This is a genomic window from Acidovorax sp. AC410 (assembly GCF_979253235.1).
Map to the genome: position 1 here is coordinate 587,988 of NZ_CEEDCG010000001.1, position 16,268 is coordinate 604,255.

Consider the following 16,268-nt stretch of genomic DNA (forward strand, 5'->3'; position numbering starts at 1 on the left):
GCTGTGCTGGCTTGCGCTGGTGGCGCTGCTGGGCGTCGGCGGCGCGGGCATCTGCCGGGCCCAGTCCGATCGGCCCAATGAGGAATCGCAGGTCAAGGCCGCGTACCTGTACAAGCTGGCCGGCTATGTCGACTGGCCCGAGGGAGCGCTGGGCCCAGCGGAGGCGCCCTTCACGATCGGCGTGCTGGGTGCGGACCCCATCGCCGAGGAACTGGCGCACATCGTCAACGGGCGAAAAATCCATGCGCGCCCGATCGCGGTGCGCCGGATGAAAGCGGGTGATGGGGCCGATGGCCTTGCCATTTTGTTCGTGGGCAAGGCCGAGACGGCGCGCCTCAAGCCCTTGCAGGCATCGCTGCAGTCGCATTCGGTGCTGGTGGTGACCGAGGACGAAGGCGGACTGGCACTGGGCAGCATCATCAACTTCCTGCTGCTGGAGCGGCGCGTGCGCTTTGAAGTCGCGCTGGAGCCCGCGGAGAAGCGGGGCTTGCGCCTGAGTTCGCGCATGCTCGCTGTTGCACAGAAAGTGCACTCGGGAGAGCGCTAGATGCTCAGCGCCATCGCCCGCTCGCTGCGCTACAAATTTGCACTGGCAGTGCTTGCGGCGACCTTTGTCTCCCTGGCCGTGGCGGGCATGGCGCTGGCGTTCTACGAGCTGCAGAGCTACAAGAAAAACGTGGTGAGCGATCTGCTGACGCAGGCGGAGATCCTGGGCCGCGCGACCGGGCCCGCCCTGGCCTTCGACGACCACAAGTCCGCCAAGGAGAACCTGTCCCTGCTGGAGTCACGGCCCCAGATCCGTGCCGCCGCCATCTACAACGCCCGGGGCAATCTGGTGGCCCAGTACCGCGGGGACAGCGCGCTCCCCGCGCCGGACATCCCGACACTGCCGGAAGCCGACGGCGTGCAGCTTCGGGACAATGCGTTCCTCGTCTTCAAGCGCATCCTGGAGAACAACGAGATCGTCGGTACCGTCTACATGAGCGTGGACTACGAGCGGACCAAGCGGTTCAAGAGCTATGCCGGCATCCTGGCCAGCGTGTTCGGACTGAGCCTGCTGGTGGCAGCCGGCATGTCCGCCTGGCTGCAGGCTGCCCTCACCAAGCCCATCCTGGCCGTCACCAGCGTCGCGCGCCAGGTGATGGAAGAGAAGAACTTCTCGCTGCGGGTGCAAAAGACCACCCGGGACGAACTGGGCTACCTGGTGGATGCCTTCAACGACATGCTCGCGGAGGTGGGGCGGCGCGCCGAGGCCCTGCAGGCAGCCAACCAGGCGCTCGAACAGGAAGCCCAGGAGCGCCAACGGGCAGACCAGGACGTGCGCCAGCTCAATGCGGAGCTGGAGCGCAGGGTGTCCCAGCGCACCGCCCAGATGGAAACCGCCAACCAGGAGCTCGAGAGCTTCAGCTACTCGGTCTCGCACGACCTGCGCGCGCCCCTGCGCTGGATCGTGGGTTTTTCCGAGGCCCTCATGGAGGACCATGGCCCCAGCCTCGACGACGAGGCACGGCGCAAGATCCAGATCATCCAGACCGAGGGCCGCCGCATGGGGGTGCTGATAGATGACCTCCTGGCCTTCTCGCGCCTGGGCCGCAAGGCCCTGACGACGACCCAGGTCGAGATGGGCGCCCTGGTCGCCGCGACCTGGAACGGGCTGAAGGAGCGCGAGGATTTCAGCAAGGTGCAGTTGCACATTGGCGCCATGCCCATCGCGCTGGGCGACCGGGTCTTGCTGGGGCAGGTGTGGACCAACCTGTTGTCGAATGCGCTCAAGTTCAGCGCGCAACGCGAAGATCCCCGCATCGAAATCGGGGCCGTCTCCGATGAGCGCGAGCATATATTCTTTGTCCGCGACAATGGGGCCGGATTCAACCCCAAGTACAAGGCCAAGCTGTTCGGTGTTTTCCAGCGCCTGCACGATGCCACCGAGTTCCCCGGAACCGGCGTGGGCCTGGCGCTGGTGCAGCGGATCGTCAGCCGGCACGGCGGCCGTGTCTGGGCCGACGGCAATGTGGGGGAAGGCGCCACGTTCTACTTCGCCTTGCCAAAGGAGGCCACCGATGGAGCTGTTTGAAGACCTGGACATCCTGTTGGTGGAAGACAGCCCCAACGATGCCGAGCTGGCGATGCGCGCGCTGAGAAAGCGCGGGCTGGGAAGCAAGATGCTGTGGGTCAAGGATGGCGAGCAGGCCCTGGACTACCTGTTTGGCCAGGGCCAGTATGCGAACCTCGAGAGCGCCCCGCCCCGCCTGGTGCTGCTGGACCTGAAGATGCCACGCGTGGACGGCATTGAAGTGCTGCGCGCAATCAAGGTGGATGCGCGCACACGCCGCATCCCTGTCGTCATCATGACCTCCTCGCAGGAGGACCGGGACCTCACCCTGTCCTATGACCTCGGAGTGAACAGCTACGTGGTCAAGCCGCTGGACTTTGAATGCATGGCCGATGTCGTCGGCCAGGCCGGGGCTTACTGGCTGAATGTCAACAGAACGGCCTAGGAGCCTGCGCCGCACCACCGGCACGCCGGGCCATAGCCGCCAACGAATCGCCCAGGCTCATCAATCACCCCACACCCCGCCGCCCACCAGTTGCCGCGCCAGGGCCTCGGCCGCGGCTGCCAGCAGGCGCTCGCCCTTGCCGGCGCTGGCCAGTTGCGGCGTTCCCACCACGCCGCTGCAGGACCAGTGCTGCATGCCGCGCCAGCGGTAGATGCCCCCCGTGAGCGTGAAGCCGGTGGCCGGGGCCTGCAGGCTGCGCGCAGCGGCTGTGTCCACCAGTTCGGGGCACAGGTGCATCACCATCGACGTTTCCGCCTCGCAGGCGTGCAACAGATTGGCCTGGCCTTCCAGGATGTCGGCAAACGCTTCGGCCGCCACCACCCAGTAGGTGGCCGTGGCCACCGGCACCCCCAGCTCGTGGGTCAGGATGTCCACGATCAAGGTCAGCGCGGCCATGTTGCCGCCATGGCCGTTGAGAAGCAGGATCCGCTCGTGACCCTGGCGCTTGAGCGAGCGCACGACGCTGCGCACGAAGGCCAGCAAGGTGTCGAAGTCCAGCGTCAGGCTGCCCGCATGGTCCATGTGGTGCTCCGCCAGCGACACCCACAGCGTGGGCAATACCAGCGTGGGCACGCTGGCAGCGCTGAGTTCGGCAGCGCGCCGGGCCACCTCGGTCACCAGCAGGCTGTCCACCTCCACGGGCAGATGGGGACCATGCTGCTCGGTCGAACCGATGGGCAGGATGACCACGGTGGATGCGGCCTGCGCGCGGTCGAACGCCAGGGTATTGCGCTGGCCCCACTGCGTGGTCAGCGCCGCTGAGGAAGGGGGATGCATGGCCCGATCCCGCTCATTGCGGCTGGTAGGCCACGGCCTTGACCAGCTGCTGGACGGTGGTGCGCGCCGCTTCGTAGCGCCTGCCCAGGTCGGCGGCCGAGCCCTTTTGCGGCTGCATGGCATAGGACAGCATGCGTTCGGCCACGTCGGGCATGGCCACCACGCGCTGGATGGCGGCATTGATGCGCTCCACGCTCGCATCGCCCATGCCGGCCGGGCCATAGACGGCCAGGAAGTCGGAGGCCCCCAGCTCGGCATAGCCCAGGTCGGCAAACGCGGGCACGCCAGGCAGCAGCGGCGTGGCATGGGTCACGGCCACGGCCACCAGCCGGCCTGTCTTGAGGTACTGCAGCACATCCCCCACGGGCAGCACCGCGGCAGGCACCTGCCCGCCCACCACGTCCTGCACGGCGGGTGCCGAGCCCTTGTAGGCCACCGCCTGGATGTCCGCCTTGGCCAACTGGGCCAGGCGGGTGACGACGAACTCCGGCGCACTGCCGGGCGCGGGCACGGCCACGTTGCGGGCACCCGGGGTGCGCGTGAAATAGGCCAGCAGCTCCTTCATGGTCTGCGCCTGCGTTTGCGGGTGCACTGCCAGCACCAGCTCGAACCCGGCGAACGGGCCGACGGGGCGCAGGTCCGCTCGGGTATCGAAGCCCGGCGCCTTGAGGATCTGCGGCACCGTCACCACCGTATGGCCGTTGGTGAAGAACAGCACCGAGCCGTTGGCCGGCGCGGCCTTGACGTAGCGCGCCGCGATCTGGCCACCGGCGCCCGCCCGGTTCTCCACGATGACCGGCTGCCCAAGGATGGCCGGCAGCTTTTCGGCCAGGATGCGCGCCCCGATATCGGCCGAGCCCCCGGCCGGATAGCCCACCACCAGGGTAATGGGTCCCTTGTATTCCTGCGCAGGCGCAGCCCCTGCGCCCAGCGCGGCGCACAAGGCCACGGCCGCGTGCAACAACCCCAATCCCCACCGACGAAACATCGACATATGCAGCTCCTTGAAAGCACCGACACCCATGGGGAGAGAGCTTAGGCAGGTGGCTGCGGGCCGCGCCGCAATGCGGCAATGCAGGCCGCTTTGCGGCAGGCGTCTTGCAGCTCAGCCGGTGGCCGGGGGCGTGGCCGTCCACCCGTGGCGCGCGGCGACGCGTTGCGCCACCGCCATGCGCGCTGCAGTGGAGCTGGCAAGGCGTTCACGCACGCGGGCCACCAGCGCGGCCGGTGCGGTCGCAGGCGAGCCGGTATCGAACGGCGGCTGCGGTGCGTATTCCATGCCCAGCTGCATGCCCTGGGCCAGGCCGGCGCCATGCAGCTCGGCCGCCACGGTGAGGGCAAAGTCGATGCCCGCTGTCACCCCACCGCCGGTGATGCGGTTGCGGTCCACCACCACGCGCTGCGCCGTGGGGATGGCCTCGAAATGCCGCAGAACGTCCAAGGCGGCCCAGTGGGTGGCCGCGCGGTAGCCGCGCAGCAGGCCTGCGGCACCCAGCACGAGGGCACCGGTGCATACCGAGGTGATCCAGCGCGCCTGCGGCGCCCGGTCGGCAAAGAACGCCAGGGTCTCGGCATCTTCCATCAGCGCGTTCACGCCCGGGCCGCCACCGATGAACAGCAGGTCCAGCGCGGGCGCATCGGCCATGCGCAGGCTGGGCAGTTCGCGAAAGCCGATGTCGGTGACCACCGGCGCCAGATCCTTGGCGAGCACATGCACCTGGGTATCGGGCAGGCGCGCAAACACGTCGAGCGGGCCCGCGAAGTCCAGGCTGGTCATGCCCGGAAAGATCACCATGCCGATCTGGAAGGCACTCATGGCTGTGCGCCTCCGGCGGCGTCTTCCACCGCCGCCACGCATTCGATCTCCAGCAGCATGCGCGGATCGGGCAGCGCCAGCACGACCGAGGTGGTGCGCGCCGGATAGGGCCCAGGCCCCAGGGCGGCGGCATAGCGCCGGTTCATCTCGGCCACGTCGCTGGCGCGCGTGAGCAGCACGTTCACCTTGAGCAGCGAGTGCACCGAGCTGCCGCCGCGTGCCAGCACCTCGCGCAGCACCACCATGGCCTGCTCGAACTGGGCGCCGAAGTCCCCCTCGTCGATGCGCCCGTCGTCGTAGTAGCCCGGCGTGCCGGACACGAACAGCAGGCTGCCGAAGCGGGTGGCAGCGGACAAGGGGGGCGTGGTGAAGCGCCCGCCGGGCGCGAGGTGTTCTATGGAGTTCATATGAGAAAAAGCAGAAGAGAGAAAAGTGACGGCCAGCTCAGGAGCCCCCTCAGGCGTGCAGCCGCTGGGTCTCGGTCGGCGTCTCGCCGAACTGGCGCCGGTACTGCGCCGCGAAATGGCCCGGGTGGTGAAAGCCCCAGCGCTGCGCCACGTCGGCAACGCCATCCCCCCCGCGCAGCAGGTCCCGGCGCACGGCGGCCAGCCGTGCTTCGCGCGCATAGGCGGCCGGCGTGGTCTGGCGAAAGCTGCGAAACCCGTCGAACAGGGCGCGCACGCTCACCCCCGCATGGCGCGCGATCTGCACGGTGCTCAACGGCTGCTGCAGGTGGGCGTGGATGAACTCCTCGGCCCGGCGCACATGCCGGGGTGCAATGGCGCGCGCAGGGCGTGCCAGCGCCTCGCGAAAATTGTGGGGCTGGGCCATCAGCAGGGTGGACAGCAGCATGCGCTCCATGGCCTCGACCGCGGGCGCGGGGAAGTCCACCAGCGTGCTGCGCTGCATCACCTCCAGCGCAGCCGCTACCGGCTCCCACGCAGCCCAGGCCCGGGAGCCGCGCGCCATGGTCGGCTCGAACTGCAGCGCGCACTCAGGCCGGTGACCCAGGAACTCTTCGAGGCAGCCCACCATCCGCGGCATGGCGATGCGCAGCACCAGCATCTCGAGTTCGGGGCTGCAATAGACCTGAGCGACGCGCTGCACGTCGATGAGCGCATAGTGGTCCGCATCCATGGCCGTGTTGGCGCGGCTGTACGACACCCGCCCGGCGCCTCTGCGCGGCATCTGCAGCAGCAGCACGTCGGCCCGCTCCTCGGGGTGTACCGTGGCCTGCGTGCCGTAGGCCAGCGCGCTCACCGAGACATCGGGCGTGAGCGAACGGATCGAGAAGCGCAGGCGCATCTCGTGGCCGCGCGGCACCTCCACCCGGTGGCGCGACCACTCGCGGTTCAGGATCTGCGCGCCCTCCGCCAGGGAACTGCTCTGGTAGGTGCGATGTTGCATGGCCACTCACTCCCGCGATGCCGGGGCCGGCATGGTGCCCACCCTCTGCGGTGCATTCTAGGGTCCGCGTCGCCGCGATGCGGCCGGCGATCAGCGGCCAAGGCCGGATTCCGGCAGCAATGCACTGGCAGGTCGACCCCGGTGCCAGCAGCCCGGCAAAAGAAAAAGCCCCGAGCTATGGTTTAGATAGCGTCGGGGCTTTGTCAGTGGCGGAGAGGGTGGGATTCGAACCCACGGTAGTGTTGCCACTACGCCTGATTTCGAGTCAGGTACATTCGACCACTCTGCCACCTCTCCTATGTGTCGAAGCCTGCGATTATAGCAGGCTTTTTTGGCGCCCAGCAATGGCCGTCGAGTGCGCCGAAAAAATCAGGCCTTGCCCATGTAGTCCTTCTTGCCCAGCTCCACCCCGTTGTGGCGCGCCAGGGCGTAGGTGGTGGTCACGTGGAAGAAGAACTGCGGCAGGCCATAGTGCAGCAGGTAGGCCTGGCCCACGAACTGCTTTTCGCGCGGCGTGCCGGGCTGCAGGGTGATCTGGCGCGTGGCGGCTTCGGCGAAGTTCTCGGCGGGCAGGCCTTCGATGAAGGCCAGCACCGTGTCGATGCGCTCGTTCAGCTCGGCAAAGCCGGGGCGTTCGCCGTCCGGGAACGAAGGCACTTCGACCCCTGCCAGGCGGGCGCACACGCCCTTGGCGAAGTCGCAGGCGATCAGCACCTGGCGCGCCATGGGGAACATGTCGGGGTACAGGCGGGCCTGCAGCAGCGCGTCGGGTTCGATCTTGCGCGCGGTGGCGTGGGCCTCGGTCTTGGCGAGCACGTCCTTCAGGGCGCCCAGCATCTGGCGGAACACGGGGATGCTGGAGGTGTGCATGGGGTAGGTCATGGAGGGTCTATCCTGAAAGGGGGTAAGGGAAACGACGCGCGCTCTAAGCGCCTGGCTCGCTGTCGGAAGCGCATTGCACCACAACGCGACGGATGCTGCTCGCGGCGCCATCAGAACCGCACACACCCATGAAAAACGGGCCCGCAGGCCCGCTCCTCACCATGCACCAGCAGGCGCTCAGGCCTGCGGCGCCAGCACGGCCAGGCCGCCCATGTAGGGACGCAGCACCTCGGGGATGGTCACGCTGCCGTCGGCCTGCTGGTAGTTCTCGAGCACGGCGACCAGCGTGCGGCCCACGGCCAGGCCCGAGCCGTTCAAGGTGTGCAGCAACTCGTTCTTGCCCTGGGCGTTCTTGAAGCGGGCCTGCAAGCGGCGCGACTGGAAGGCCTCGCAGTTGCTCACCGAGCTGATTTCGCGGTAGGTGTTCTGCGCGGGCAGCCAGACTTCGAGGTCGTAGGTCTTGGCCGCGCCGAAACCCATGTCGCCGGTGCACAGGCTCATCACGCGGTAAGGCAGGCCGAGCTTCTGCAGCACGGCTTCGGCGTGGCCAGTCATCTCCTCGAGCGCGTCGTAGCTCTTCTCGGGATGCACGATCTGCACCATCTCGACCTTGTCGAACTGGTGCTGGCGGATCATGCCGCGCGTGTCGCGCCCGTAGCTGCCGGCCTCGGAGCGAAAGCACGGCGTGTGCGCCGTGAGCTTGATCGGCAGCTCGGCCTCGGCCACGATCACGTCGCGCACGAAGTTGGTCAGCGGCACCTCGCTGGTGGGGATGAGGTAGAGCGCCGCGTTGTCGGGCACGGGCTCGCCGTCCTGGCCGCCCTTCTTGGCGGCGAACAGGTCGCCCTCGAACTTGGGCAACTGGCCCGTGCCCTTGAGCGAGTCGGCGTTGACGGCGTAGGGCACGTAGCACTCGGTGTAGCCATGCTCCTGGGTCTGCACGTCCAGCATGAACTGGGCGAGCGCGCGGTGCAGGCGGGCGATGTTCCCCTTCATCACCGTGAAGCGCGAGCCCGAGAGCTTGACGCCCATGTCGAAGTCCAGGCCCAGGGGGGTGCCCACGTCGACGTGGTCCTTGACCTCGAAGGCATAGGTGCCGGGCGTGCCCCAGCGGCGCACCTCAACGTTGCCCGACTCGTCCGAGCCCAGGGGCACGCTCTCGTGCGGGAGGTTGGGCACGGCGACCAGCATGGCCAGCAGTTCGGACTGGATCTGCTCCAGCCGCGCGGCCGATTGCTCCAACTCCGCCTTCATGGCCGTGACCTGGGCCTTGGCAGCCTCGGCAGCGTCCTTGTCGCCGCGGCTGATCAGCATGCCGACCTGCTTGGAGATCTGGTTGCGCTGCGATTGCAGCTCTTCGGTGCGCGATTGCAGGGTCTTGCGCTCGGATTCCAGGCCCTGGAAGGCGGCCACGTCCAGGAAGGCCTGGGGCTTCTTGCGGGTTTCCAGGCGCGCGATGGCGGTGTCGAGGTCTTTGCGGAGAAGAAGAATGTCTAGCATGGGGGGATTTTAGAGGGGGACGCGCAACGGGCCTCAGGCGAGGCCGGTCGGGTCGAAATTGGCGCCGCACAGGACCATGGCGACGGTCTCTTGCGGCTGCGGCTTGTAGGCGCCCGTCTGCAATGCAGCCAGGCCCAGCGCAGCAGCAGGTTCTACCGCCAGCTTGAGCTCCTTCCACAGCCACTGCTGGGCCGAGCGGATGGCCTCGTCGGGCAGGAGCAGGGATTCATGCACGTGGCGCTGGCTCACCTCCCAGCCGATGGTGCCGATGCGGCGCGCGCCCAGCGAATCGGCGGCGATGCCGCCCACCTCCACGTCCACCGGCATGCCGGCGGCGCGGGCCGCGTGCAGCGTGGGCGCGCGCTCGGGCTCCAGCGCCACCACGTGGGCACGGCTTTCCACCCAGGCGGCCACGCCGCCGATCAGGCCGCCACCGCCCACGCTGACGAGAACGGTGTCGGGCAGGCGGCCGCCCTGCTCCTCGATCTCGGCCGCCAGGGTGCCGGCACCGGCCACCACCTCGGGCTGGTCGTAGGCATGGGCCTGCAGGGCGCCGGTGGTCTTCTGGCGGGCCACGCAGGCCTCGAAGGCCTCGGAATATGCCGCCCCGGTGACGACCACGTCGGCCCCCAGGGCGCGCAGCCGGGCGCGCTTGGCCTCGGGCGAGACCTCGGGCACGAAGACCTCGCAGCGCACGCCCAGGGCCCGGGCGGCGGCGGCCACGGCAATGCCGGCGTTGCCGCCCGAGGCGATGATGACGCCGCTCTCGGGCACGGGGTTGGCCAGCAGGCGGTACAGCATGCCGCGCGCCTTGAAGCTGCCGCCCACCTGCAGGTGCTCGAGCTTGAGCCAGACCTCGGCGCAGTCCACGCCCAGGGATCGGCCGCTCAGCCGCAGCAGCGGCGTGGTGCGCAGGAAGTCAGGGCGGGAGGCCAGTTGGGTGCGGGCGGCGGAGATGGCGGCGCGGTCGATCATGGAAATGCGGGGGCTCGAAGGCCCGGTTCAGGACAACCTGGGAGTGTAGATGCCCCGTTGCGCACCGCAGCACACACACGGATACACCCTGGGTTGTGCCCAGGCCTTTTTGCTGCCGATAACATGGGCATGGGCCGCCGCTTGTTGCGGGCGTGCCCGCAGGAGGTTGCTCGCATGTTCTTTGTGTTCGGCCCTTCGGGGCAGATGTACCGTGGCGGGCCTGAAAACCTGGCCACCATCGCACCGGTGCGGCGCGTGCAGCGCCCGCAGGCCCTGCGCACCCGTTCGCTGGACGTGCAGGCGCGGGAGCCCGACCTGCCTACGCCCCCCACCGGCGGCGCCGCCCTGCCCGTGAACCTGCGCCTGCAGGATGCCGTGAGCGCCTATGCACAGACCGAACAAGGCCCCCAGCAGGCGCGCAAGCCGCTGACGCTGGTGAGCGACGTGATGACCCAGGAGGCCCTGACCGTGCAGCCCGAGGCCATGGTCAACGCTGCCTGGCAGACCTTGGCCGAGCACCATGTGGCGCAGGCGCCGGTGGTGGATGCCCAGGGCCGCGTGGTGGGCCTGCTGCTGCGTGCCGACATGGCGCCGCTGGACCTGCTGCCCGAGCCCGGCGCGGTCAAGCAGGCCATCGACCTGGCCCGGCGGCCTGTGTCCGAGGTGATGGTGAGCCCCGTGCCCGCCGTGGCGGCCGACACCGAACTGCGCCGCGTGGCCGCCGTGCTGCTGGACACCGGCCTGCCCGGCCTGCCGGTGACGGACGAGGCGGGCCGGCTCACAGGCTTCATCTCGCGCACCGACATCCTGCGCGCCGTGGCGGCCGACCCGCCGCTGGACCTGTGGAGCGGCCCAGCCGTGGCACTGTAGGCGTTGTGAGCGCCTACTTACCCTATTTCAATGACCAGCCGGCCCGGTTTCGGGCTGGCGCTCCTTGATCTCGAAGCCCGTGGCGGCGTCGATCTTGAGGCCCTTGGGCAGCGGGAACTTGATGGTTTCCTCGATGCCGTTCATGCTGCGCACCGACACCGCGCCCAGCGCCTTGATGCGGTCGATGACCTGCCGGACCAGGATCTCGGGCGCCGAGGCACCGGCCGTGAGGCCCACGCGCGCCACGCCGGTGAACCACTCGGCCTTCAGTTCATCGGCGCTGTCGACCATGTAGGCCGTGGTGCCGAGCTTGGCGGCCAGCTCGCGCAGGCGGTTGCTGTTGGAGCTGGTGGGGCTGCCCACCACGATCACCAGGTCCACCTGCGGGCTCAGCACCTTGACGGCGTCCTGCCGGTTCTGCGTGGCGTAGCAGATATCCTGGTGCTTGGGCTCGCGCACCTGGGGGAAGCGGGCGCGCACGGCGGCCGAGATCTCGGCCGCGTCGTCCACGCTCAGCGTGGTCTGGGTGACCACGGCGAGCTTGGCGGTCTGCGCGGGCTGCACATGGGCCACGTCCTCCACGTCCTCCACCAGGTGGATGCCGTGGTCGAGCTGGCCCATGGTGCCTTCCACCTCGGGATGGCCTTTGTGGCCGATCATGATGAACTCGTAGCCCTCCTTGGCCAGCTTGGCCACCTCGACGTGTACCTTGCTCACCAGAGGGCAGGTCGCATCAAAGATGGAAAAGCCGCGCGCCACTGCCTCTTCCTGCACGGCCTTGCTCACGCCATGGGCGCTGAAGACCAGGGTGGCACCCGGGGGCACGTCGGCCAGGTCTTCGATGAAGATCGCGCCCTTTTCCTTGAGGTCGTTGACCACGTAGGTGTTGTGTACGATCTCGTGGCGCACGTAGATCGGGCGGCCGAACTTCTGCAGCGCGCGTTCGACGATCTCGATGGCGCGGTCCACGCCAGCACAGAAGCCGCGGGGCTCGGCCAGCAGGATTTCCTGGGGGGTCTGCATCAGAGGATTCCGATCACATGGACTTCGAAGGTGACGGGCTGGCCGGCCAGCGGGTGGTTGAAGTCGAAGCGCACGGCACCGTCCTCGCGCACCTGCATCACCGCACCGGCATAGCTGCCCATGCCGTCAGGGGTAGGGAATTGCACCACATCGCCGGGGCTGTACTTCTCGTCGGCACTGCCCAGGTCGCTGAGCAGCTTTTTCGCCACCCACTGCTGCATGTCGGGGTTGCGCTCGCCAAAAGCCTCGCCCGCGGGCAGCTCGAAGGTGGCGCGCGTGCCCTCCACCAGGCCCAGCAGGTGCAGCTCCATGGCGGGCGACAGCTCGCCCGTGCCCAGCGACAGCGTGGCCGGTTTGTCGGCAAAGGTGTTGATCACATCCCCCGCCGGACCTGCCAGGCGATAGTGCAGCGTGAGAAAGGAGCCCGGCTGTACGGTGGGAAGGGCTGTGGCGGTAGAGGTCATGAAAGTCCCGATAAACTGGCCTCTATTGTAGAAAAACGGGCAATCCCTCGTGGCGGGATACCCTTGAACCGCTCATTTCATCCACGCCATGGCCATCAAAGACCTCCCCCCGGACGCCCAGCCGCGCGAAAAACTGCTCGCGCGCGGCCCCGCTGCGCTGGCCGATGCGGAGCTGCTGGCCATCCTGCTGCGCACCGGCATCGTGGGCAAGGGCGTGCTGCAGATGGCCCAGGAGCTGCTCGACCCGCCGGTGCGCGACGCCGCCAGCGGCAAGCTCACGGGCGGTTTTGGCGGCATTGCCGGCCTGTTGCACACCAGTGCGGACGACCTCGCCCGCATCAAGGGCCTGGGCCCGGCCAAGCGCGCCGAGCTGGTGGCCGTGCTGGAGCTGGCGCGCCGCGCCCTGGCCCAGCAGTTGCGCGAGCGCGAGGTGTTCGACTCGCCCGACGCCGTCAAGCACTACCTGCAGCTGCACCTGGCCGCCAAGGGGCATGAGGTGTTCGCCGTGCTGTTCCTGGACAACCAGAACCGCCTGCTGGCGCTCGAAGAGCTGTTTCGCGGCACGCTGACCCAGGCCAGCGTCTACCCGCGCGAGGTGGTGCTGCGCGCGCTGCACCACCAGGCCGCCGCCGTGGTGCTGGCCCACAACCACCCCAGCGGCAGCGTGCAGCCGAGCCGCGCCGACGAGGCGCTGACCCAGACGCTCAAGACCACGCTGGCGCTGATCGACGTGCGCGTGCTCGACCACGTCATCGTGGCCCCGGGCCAGGCCCTGTCGATGGCCGAGAAGGGGCTGCTGTGAGCCCGGCCCCGCCGGCGCGCGCGCCCTCGCCCAGTCCACGGCCTGCGGCGCCCACCGCGCTGCAGACGGCCCTGGCCCGCGCCGCCGATACAGCGGGCAGGGAGGCCCTGCCCCCCACCCTGGCAGCCGCCCTGCCCACCCCGGCTCCGCCGGTGCCCGAGCCCACACGCGCCGCCCGGCGTGCATCGGCCGCGGCCCGCCTGGCGGCCGCCCGGCCGGCGCGCGTGCCCCGGCCGCCCGCCGCCGCACAAGCCCCTGCGGCAAAGCCCCCTCGGCGGGCGCCCCCCGCGCCCCGGCGCGCCGGCCAGCGCATCGCCGACCTGCAGGAGCTGGCCACGGTGGCGCGCCAGCTGCGCGAGCAGCACGAGCGCGAGCAGGCCGAAGACAAGGCCCGGCGCGAGGCCGCTGCCCGGGCCGAGGCCGAGCAGCAGCTGTTCAGCCGCAGTGTGGGCCCCATCACCCCGCTGCGCGTGCGCAACCTGGCGCGCCTGCAGCGCCGCCTGCCCCAGCCGCTGCCGCTGCAGCACTGGCTGGACGAGGAGCGCGTACTGCTTGAATCCATCAGCGACGACTTCGACGTGAGCACCCTGCTCGACACCGACGACGCGCTGAGTTACCGGCGCCCCGGCATCGGCGTGCAGGTCACGCAGCGGCTGCGCTCGGGCTACTGGTCCATCCAGGGCCAGCTCGACCTGCACGGCCTGCGCGTGGACGAGGCGCGCGAGGCCCTGGGCCAGTTCATCCGCCAGTCCCATCGCAACGGGCTGCGCTGCGTGCGCGTGGTGCACGGCAAGGGCCTGGGCTCGCCCGGCAAGAGCCCCGTGCTCAAGGGCCGGGTGCAGCGCTGGCTGGTGCAGAAGAACGAGGTGCTGGCCTTCGTGCAGGCCCGGCCCGTCGATGGCGGCGCAGGCGCGCTGCTGGTGCTGTTGCAGCCTTCAGGTCCGCGGGGCATCTAAGCCCCCTGGGTGGCTTAGATCATTTGCAGCTATGCAAGTGACAAAAGGATCGTTCCCGTTTGCAAGGTGCCGCCCCAGAATCGCGGCCTTCATCGACTCCCTTGCGAAACGGCCATGCACGCTGCTGCCTCCCTCAAATCCATCGCCGTGGCCTGGGCCACCGCCTGCGTGGCCCTCACGGCCGCGGCGCAGCAGCCATCAAACGCCACGGCCTTCCCTGCCAAGGCAGTGCGCCTGACCGTGCACAACTCGCCTGGCAGCGCGCCCGACGTGCTGGCACGCTACCTGTCCCAGCGCCTGGCCGAGCAGTGGAAGCAGGCCGTGGTGGTGGAGAACCGAGGCGCAGCCGGCGGCATCGTCGCCGCCGACGCACTGGCCAAGTCCCCGGCCGACGGGCACAGCCTGCTGGTGGGTGGCGACGGGCCCATCACCATCCTGCCCAATCTGCAGAACAACCTGCCCTACAACGCCCAGCGCGACCTGGTGCCCGTGGTGTCGCTCGGGCATGTGGACTTCGTGCTCGTGGCCAATGCCAAGACCGGGTTTCGCGCCCTGAACGACTTCGTGCGGGCCGCCAAGGCCGAGCCCGGCCGCTACAGCTACGCCTCGGCAGGCAATGGCAGCGCGCTACAGTTCAGCATGGAGCTGCTCAAGCAGCAGGCGGGCTTTTTCGCCACGCACATCCCCTACCGCGGCGGCCCCCTGGGCCTGCAGGACGTGGTCGCCGGCCAGGTCGAAGTGATGTTCGTGGCCCTGGGCCCGGCGCTGCCGCACATCCGCAGCGGGCGCATCGTGGCCCTGGGTACGACGGGCGAGAAGCGCAACACGCTGCTGCCCGACGTGCCCACGATCGGCGAGACCTACCCAGGCTACCGCTCGGGCACCTGGTTCGGCCTGTTCGCACCGGCAAGCACACCCCAGACTGTGCTAGACACCATCGCCGCCGACGCCGCGCGCATCGTGCAGACGCCGGCCGCACGGGCCGAGCTGGCAGCACAGGGCATCGACGCCACGGGCACGCCGCAGCAACAGTTCCAGCGCCAGGTGGCGGCCGAGTACGGGCGCTATGCCCAGATCGTCAAGACGGCGGGCATCAAGGCAGAGTGAACAACCGCTGCGTCAGCCGGTGGTGGCGATGAGGTCTACCTCGACCGTGGCGTTCTTGGGCAACTGCAGCACCCCTACCGAGGTGCGGGTGTGTGCGCCCACCGGGCCGAGCACGCGGTAAAGCACTTCCGAAGCACCATCGGCCACCTCGCTCTGCTGCGTGAAGCCGGGGGCTGACTGCACATAGACGGTGATGCGCAGCACGGCGCTGACGGCGTCGAGCGTGCCCAACGCACGCTGCAGCAGCGCCAGCGCCCGCATGGCGCAGACCTTGGCGGCGCGTTGCGCGTCCTGCAGCGAGGCATCGGCCCCTGCCGCGCCCGTGACCACCACGGTATCGCCCACGCGGGGAATCTGGCCGCTCAGGTAGATATGGCGGCCATCGCGTACCAAAGGCACGTAATTGCCGCCGATCTTGATCTCGCCGTCAAAGGAGTAACCCAGCGCAAGGGCCTCCTGTGCAAAACGTTCATCGCAGGACATGGACAAAAAATTCTCCCGTAAAAGACCTATTGGGGTGCGACAGCGCCCTCGAAGCCCAGCGACATGGGCTGCTTGAGATCGCCCTTGTTGCTCATGCCCACGGGCGCCAGGCGCAGGTTGCGCGCAGTGAAGTACAGGTAACCATTGACCTTGGACACCGTCACGGTGCCGGCCTTGTCGCCGCTCTGCCAGCCCAGCAGCTTGCCGCCCGATGCATCGGTGAGGGATACCAGGGCCTTTTTCTGGGCGGGATCGGGCTTGGCCGCCACTTCGTAGGTGCCCGGTGCGGGCTGGTCGGTGCCAAAGTCCACTTCGACCAGTTGCGTCTGGGAGTTGGTGGCAAAAACGTACGATTTGGAGGTGGCCAGGTAGTTGAGCCCGGTCTTGAACGCATAGCGGCTCTTGGCGGCATTGGCCACTTCGGCCCGCACCTCGCCGAAGTTGTGCCAGCCGTTGGGGCCCGCGTAGAGCTTGCTCTTGGGGTTGGTGAAGCGGTCGTCCGAGGCAGGCGGCACGTTGCCCCAGGTGTCGCCAGCGGCGGGCGCCGGCTGGGCATGCGTCAGGGCACAGGCCAGCAGGCTGGCGGCAAGGACAAGGGAACGCTTCATGGCACGGCTCCTTCGGTGGAATGGACAACCGCAGTATGCC

General features: G+C 68.8%; 19 protein-coding genes and 1 tRNA gene. 7 read left to right on the forward strand and 13 right to left on the reverse strand.

What is annotated here, in order from left to right; translation table 11 throughout:
- Positions 1-19 precede the first annotated feature (19 nt).
- From AC0IZS_RS02580 to AC0IZS_RS02590, 3 genes are read left to right on the forward strand one after another with little or no spacing between them, the layout of a single operon-like run.
- Positions 20-547 carry a TOL_0243 family YfiR-like periplasmic protein gene (locus tag AC0IZS_RS02580; RefSeq protein WP_471634215.1) on the forward strand — a complete coding sequence of 176 codons (528 nt, stop codon included), beginning with the start codon at positions 20-22 and terminating at the stop codon, positions 545-547.
- On the forward strand, positions 548-2,074 hold the full coding sequence (locus AC0IZS_RS02585; protein WP_471634216.1) for a sensor histidine kinase, YfiR-like protein-associated: 1,527 nt from the start codon (positions 548-550) through the stop codon (positions 2,072-2,074). It abuts the gene before it with no gap.
- Positions 2,061-2,498: a response regulator gene (locus AC0IZS_RS02590; protein WP_471634217.1), complete on the forward strand. Its 438-nt coding sequence runs from the start codon at positions 2,061-2,063 to the stop codon at positions 2,496-2,498. The genes AC0IZS_RS02585 and AC0IZS_RS02590 overlap by 14 nt, the downstream gene beginning before the upstream one ends.
- Before the next feature lie 60 nt (positions 2,499-2,558).
- Here the strand turns inward: AC0IZS_RS02590 and AC0IZS_RS02595 are convergent, their stop codons facing one another.
- From AC0IZS_RS02595 to AC0IZS_RS02635, 9 genes are all read right to left on the reverse strand, one after another.
- Complete coding sequence (locus tag AC0IZS_RS02595) at positions 2,559-3,335, reverse strand: creatininase family protein (protein WP_471634218.1); 777 nt, start codon at positions 3,333-3,335, stop codon at positions 2,559-2,561.
- 13 nt (positions 3,336-3,348) lie between these two features.
- Entirely contained in the window at positions 3,349-4,329 is a 981-nt protein-coding gene (locus AC0IZS_RS02600; protein WP_471634219.1) for a tripartite tricarboxylate transporter substrate-binding protein, read from the reverse strand.
- Positions 4,330-4,440: 111 nt separating this feature from the next.
- A complete protein-coding gene (locus tag AC0IZS_RS02605) occupies positions 4,441-5,151 on the reverse strand; it encodes a DJ-1/PfpI family protein (RefSeq protein WP_471634220.1) in 711 nt (236 codons plus the stop codon).
- On the reverse strand, positions 5,148-5,558 hold the full coding sequence (locus AC0IZS_RS02610; RefSeq protein WP_471634221.1) for a RidA family protein: 411 nt from the start codon (positions 5,556-5,558) through the stop codon (positions 5,148-5,150). The genes AC0IZS_RS02605 and AC0IZS_RS02610 overlap by 4 nt, the downstream gene beginning before the upstream one ends.
- 49 nt (positions 5,559-5,607) lie before the next feature.
- The gene (locus tag AC0IZS_RS02615) at positions 5,608-6,558 is read right to left on the reverse strand and encodes a helix-turn-helix transcriptional regulator (protein WP_471634222.1); all 951 of its coding nucleotides are present in this window, start codon (positions 6,556-6,558) and stop codon (positions 5,608-5,610) included.
- A gap of 207 nt (positions 6,559-6,765) precedes the next feature.
- A tRNA-Ser gene (locus AC0IZS_RS02620) sits at positions 6,766-6,855 on the reverse strand.
- A 72-nt stretch (positions 6,856-6,927) separates the two neighbouring features.
- The gene (locus AC0IZS_RS02625) at positions 6,928-7,440 is read right to left on the reverse strand and encodes a DUF1993 domain-containing protein (RefSeq protein ID WP_471634223.1); all 513 of its coding nucleotides are present in this window, start codon (positions 7,438-7,440) and stop codon (positions 6,928-6,930) included.
- A 177-nt stretch (positions 7,441-7,617) separates the two neighbouring features.
- A complete protein-coding gene (gene serS, locus AC0IZS_RS02630; protein WP_471634224.1) occupies positions 7,618-8,940 on the reverse strand; it encodes a serine--tRNA ligase in 1,323 nt (440 codons plus the stop codon).
- A gap of 33 nt (positions 8,941-8,973) precedes the next feature.
- Positions 8,974-9,915: a threonine/serine dehydratase gene (locus tag AC0IZS_RS02635; RefSeq protein ID WP_471634225.1), complete on the reverse strand. Its 942-nt coding sequence runs from the start codon at positions 9,913-9,915 to the stop codon at positions 8,974-8,976.
- Positions 9,916-10,089: 174 nt separating this feature from the next.
- Between AC0IZS_RS02635 and AC0IZS_RS02640 the strand changes: the two genes are divergently transcribed.
- Positions 10,090-10,785 (forward strand): CBS domain-containing protein, encoded by a 696-nt coding sequence (locus AC0IZS_RS02640; protein WP_471634226.1) that lies wholly within the window; start codon positions 10,090-10,092, stop codon positions 10,783-10,785.
- A 27-nt stretch (positions 10,786-10,812) separates the two neighbouring features.
- Here AC0IZS_RS02640 and ispH read toward each other — a convergent pair whose 3' ends face one another.
- Positions 10,813-11,808: a 4-hydroxy-3-methylbut-2-enyl diphosphate reductase gene (ispH, locus tag AC0IZS_RS02645; RefSeq protein ID WP_057201917.1), complete on the reverse strand. Its 996-nt coding sequence runs from the start codon at positions 11,806-11,808 to the stop codon at positions 10,813-10,815.
- Positions 11,808-12,272, reverse strand: coding sequence for an FKBP-type peptidyl-prolyl cis-trans isomerase (locus AC0IZS_RS02650; protein ID WP_057201916.1), 465 nt, complete (start codon positions 12,270-12,272; stop codon positions 11,808-11,810). The genes ispH and AC0IZS_RS02650 overlap by 1 nt, the downstream gene beginning before the upstream one ends.
- 88 nt (positions 12,273-12,360) lie before the next feature.
- On the opposite strand from AC0IZS_RS02650, the gene radC reads away from it, so the two are divergent.
- From radC to AC0IZS_RS02665, 3 genes are all read left to right on the forward strand, one after another.
- Entirely contained in the window at positions 12,361-13,074 is a 714-nt protein-coding gene (radC, locus tag AC0IZS_RS02655; RefSeq protein WP_471634227.1) for a RadC family protein, read from the forward strand.
- Between the two features lie 311 nt (positions 13,075-13,385).
- Entirely contained in the window at positions 13,386-14,030 is a 645-nt protein-coding gene (locus tag AC0IZS_RS02660; protein ID WP_471639454.1) for a Smr/MutS family protein, read from the forward strand.
- A gap of 114 nt (positions 14,031-14,144) precedes the next feature.
- On the forward strand, positions 14,145-15,137 hold the full coding sequence (locus AC0IZS_RS02665) for a Bug family tripartite tricarboxylate transporter substrate binding protein (RefSeq protein ID WP_471634228.1): 993 nt from the start codon (positions 14,145-14,147) through the stop codon (positions 15,135-15,137).
- 12 nt (positions 15,138-15,149) lie between these two features.
- On the opposite strand, the gene AC0IZS_RS02670 is transcribed toward AC0IZS_RS02665, so the two are convergent.
- Positions 15,150-15,620 (reverse strand): RidA family protein, encoded by a 471-nt coding sequence (locus AC0IZS_RS02670; RefSeq protein WP_471634229.1) that lies wholly within the window; start codon positions 15,618-15,620, stop codon positions 15,150-15,152.
- Between the two features lie 26 nt (positions 15,621-15,646).
- On the reverse strand, positions 15,647-16,228 hold the full coding sequence (locus tag AC0IZS_RS02675) for a hypothetical protein (RefSeq protein ID WP_471634230.1): 582 nt from the start codon (positions 16,226-16,228) through the stop codon (positions 15,647-15,649).
- Between the last annotated feature and the right edge of the window lie 40 nt (positions 16,229-16,268).